Below are 3,571 nucleotides of genomic sequence, written 5' to 3'. Positions count from 1 at the left end.
CGCCGCCGAAGCCGCCCTCGCCTCCGGTGACCGCGACCTGCGCGCGCACTCCGGCGACCGCGACGAGATCGGCGCCCTGGGCCGTGCCGTCGACGCCATGCTGGAGACGATCGCCGCCCAGGAGGCGGCGCTGAAGCGCGCCGCCGCCGCGCGCGAGGAGCAGCTGCGCTCCCTCTACGCCGAACGCCGGCTCAACGAGCGGCAGGCCCGCGAGCGCGCCCAGGAGATGATCGACAACAGCGTCTCGACCATCATGGGCGAGCTGCGGGTGGTGGTCGACAAGACCGAGGAACTGCGCGGCACCGCCGACACCATTGACGAGCAGGTCGGCGTGACCGACACCGTCACCCACCGCGTCGTCGAGCAGGCACGCCGGGCCAACGACACCGTCGAGCAGCTCGAGGCGTCCCTGCGCAAGGTGGAGGGCATCGCCCACATCATCTCCAGCGTGGCCTCCCAGACCCACCTGCTCGCGCTGAACGCCACCATCGAGGCCGTCCACGCCGGCGAGGCGGGCAAGGGGTTCGGCGTCGTGGCCGGCGAGGTCAAGGACCTGGCCGCGGCCACGACCCACTCGACCGGTGAGATCACCGACACCATCCGCTCCCTGGAGGAGAACGCCCACGCCATGACCGGGGTGCTCACCGAGATGGCCGACGGCGTCGGCAACCTCGGTGAGGCCGCCTCCCGGGTCGGCGTCATGACCCGGCGGCAGCACACCAGCGTCGACCTGCTCAAGGAGTACCTCGACCGGGCGATCCACCGGATCTCGACGATGTCGCACCTGAGCGAGCAGCTCGAACGGCGCACCACGCCCCGCGCGGTGGTCAGCGGCGAGACCTGGATCCACGCGGAGGGCCGCACCCACCCCGCCCAGATGCTCGACCTGAGCGCGTCCGGGGCGCACTTCTCCGGCCGCCCGGGCATCCCGCTCAAGCAGGGCGACCACGTCGCGGTCGACATCCCGCTGGGCGGGGCCGCCCCGCTGAGGCTGAACGCCGAGATCGTCCACCACACGACACGCGACGACGCCGTCGAGCTCGGCCTGCGGTTCACCGACGTCCCGCCGTCCACGGCCGACCGCATCCACCGGCACGTCACGGCCGCCCTCGGCTCCGCCCCTCGGTGACCGCGGCCGGCGGATCCCCGAGGGTCCTCGTCCCGGGCCTCCCCTTCCTTCTCCAGAGCGCCGCCCGGCCGGCCCGTTGCACCGGGAGACGGTCTCTGCGCATACCGTGACATCGGACAGGGGGAACATCGCTGGCATATCCGAGTGAAATCGGGAAAGGCGGGGGCCATGGGGACGGTCGGAGACCTGGGTGACGCGGAGGCGCTGCGGGCGATCCTGCAACGGGCCCGGGACGCTTTCATCTCGCTCGACGCCGACGGCACCGTACGCGCGTGGAACGCCGCGGCCGAGCGGCTGTTCGGCTGGCCGGCGGCCGAGGCCCTGGGCCGGAGCGTGACCGCCCTGATCGCTCCGCCGTCGCTGCGCCGCCGGTACGGCGAGGGCCTGGCCCGCCTCCGCGAGCACGGCGCCTCCGACCTGCCCGACCACCGCCTGGAGCTGACCGTCGCCGACCGCTCGGGCCGGGAGTTCCCCATCGAGATGGCCCTGCAGGTCGACGACCGGCGCGGCGGGCCTGTCCTGCACGCGTTCGTGCACGACATCAGCGACCGCCGCGAGGCCCAGCGTCGGCTGGAGGAGGAGCGGACGTTCCTGCGGGCGCTGCTGGACAGCCTCCAGGTCGGTGTGATGGCCTGCGACGGGGAGGGCCGGCTGACCCTGTTCAACCGGGCGGCGCGCGAGCTGCACCGCGTGACGGGCGATCCGCCGGCCGGGGATGACGGCGACTGGCCGCAGGACCGCAACCTGTTCGCCCCCGACGGCCTCACCCCGCTCCGGCCCGAGCAGGCGCCGCTGGCCCGGGCGCGCGCCGGCGAGAACGTCGACGGCCAGCACCTGGTGATCCGCCCGCCGGGGACCGAGGCACGCCGCTGCGTGGTCAACGGCCGCCCCATCACCACTCCCGACGGACGCCGCCTGGGCGCGGTCTCCGCCCTGCACGACATCACCGACCAGTACCGCGCCCAGCGCCTGCGCGACGCCCAGCACGCCGTGGCGCAGGCGCTGGCCGGGGCGGGCTGCAGCGAGCAGGCGGCCGCCCGGGTGCTCACCGCGGTCACCCGGGCGCTGGACTGGTCCTACGGGGAGTACTGGCAGATCGACCTCGACCGGAGCGCCCTGGTCCGCGTCGGTGCCTGGCACCGGCCCGGCCTGGGCTTCACCGGTGACCTCGCGGAGGCGGTCCAGCGGGGGCAGGGCCTGCCGGGGCGGGTGTGGGCCACCGGCCGGACGGTCTGGATGAGCGATCTGAGGACCGAGCCCCGCGCCTTCCCGCGCAGGCGGGAGGCGCTGGAGGCGGGCCTGCGCTCGGCCATCGCCCTGCCGGTGCGCAGCGGCGACCAGGTGCTGGGCGTGCTGGTCTTCTGCAGCGAGGCCGTACAGGAACCCGACGACGACCTGGTCGCCCTGCTCGACGGCGTCTGCGCGCACGTCGGCCGCTACCTGGAGCGCCGCCGGGCCGAGGAGCTCGCCCTGGCCCTGGCCGCCAGCCGCCGCCACTTCGACCAGGTCGTCTCCCAGATCGACGACAACGTCTGGACCATCGAGATCACCCCCGACGGCCGGGCCCGCTCGGTCTACCAGAGCCAGAACGCCGCCGGGGTGTTCGGCGGCCGGCTCCCGGAAGGCGCCGACATCTCCGGCCTGCTGCTCCGCCACGTCCACCCCGAGGACCTGCCCGCCTACACCGCCTTCGACGACAAGGTCAACGCCGGGATCCCGGCGCAGGTCGAGTGCCGCGTCATCGGCCTGGACGGCGCCGTCCGGTGGATCTGGATCCGCAGCACGCCGCGCCGCGAGGACGGCCGGCTGTTCGCCGACGGCATCTCCACCGACGTGACCGAGCGCCACCGCCTGGCCGAGGAGCACGACCGGATGAAGGACGAGCTGGTCGCCCTGGTCAGCCACGAGCTGCGCAACCCGATCGGCGCCATCCGCGGCTACGTCGAGATGCTCGTCGACACCCCGGGCCTGACCGGCACCCAGCGCATGTTCGCCGACGTCATCGACCGGACCAGCGCCCATCTGCTGAGCCTGGTCGACGACCTGCTGGACCTGGCCCGCCTGGACGCCGGGCACATCGCCATCGACCCCCGGCCGGTCTCCCTGACCCGGCTGGTCCTCCAGGCCCTCGACGACCACCGGGCCGCCGCGGCGGCCAAGGACCTGACCGTCACCACCGACCTGGCCCCGCATCCGCCCGTGCACGCCGACCCGGTACGGCTCCGCCAGGTGCTCGACAACCTGCTGTCCAACGCCGTCAAGTACACCCCGGCCGGCGGCACCGTCGCCGTCGGCCTCGGCGGCGACGAGGCCGACCGGACCGCCGTCGTCACCGTGGCCGACACCGGCATCGGCGTCCCGGCCGAGGAGTACCCGCAGCTGTTCGGCCGGTTCTTCCGCGCCTCCACCGCCCAGGAGGCCGGGATCGAGGGCACCGGCCTG

2 protein-coding genes are annotated in these 3,571 nt (G+C 74.2%); both read left to right on the top strand.

What is annotated here, in order from left to right; genetic code table 11:
• On the top strand, positions 1–1,129 hold a 1,129-nt coding region (locus tag ACWJ6R_RS32490; protein ID WP_449065883.1), incomplete at its 5' end, for a methyl-accepting chemotaxis protein.
• 168 nt (positions 1,130–1,297) lie between these two features.
• The coding region (locus ACWJ6R_RS32485) for a PAS domain S-box protein (protein WP_449065882.1) at positions 1,298–3,571 on the top strand (2,274 nt) is incomplete at its 3' end.

It is taken from the genome of Planomonospora algeriensis (assembly GCF_977012225.1).
The sequence above is the reverse complement of the archived record's forward strand: the minus strand, read 5'-3'. Positions and strand labels throughout refer to the sequence as shown.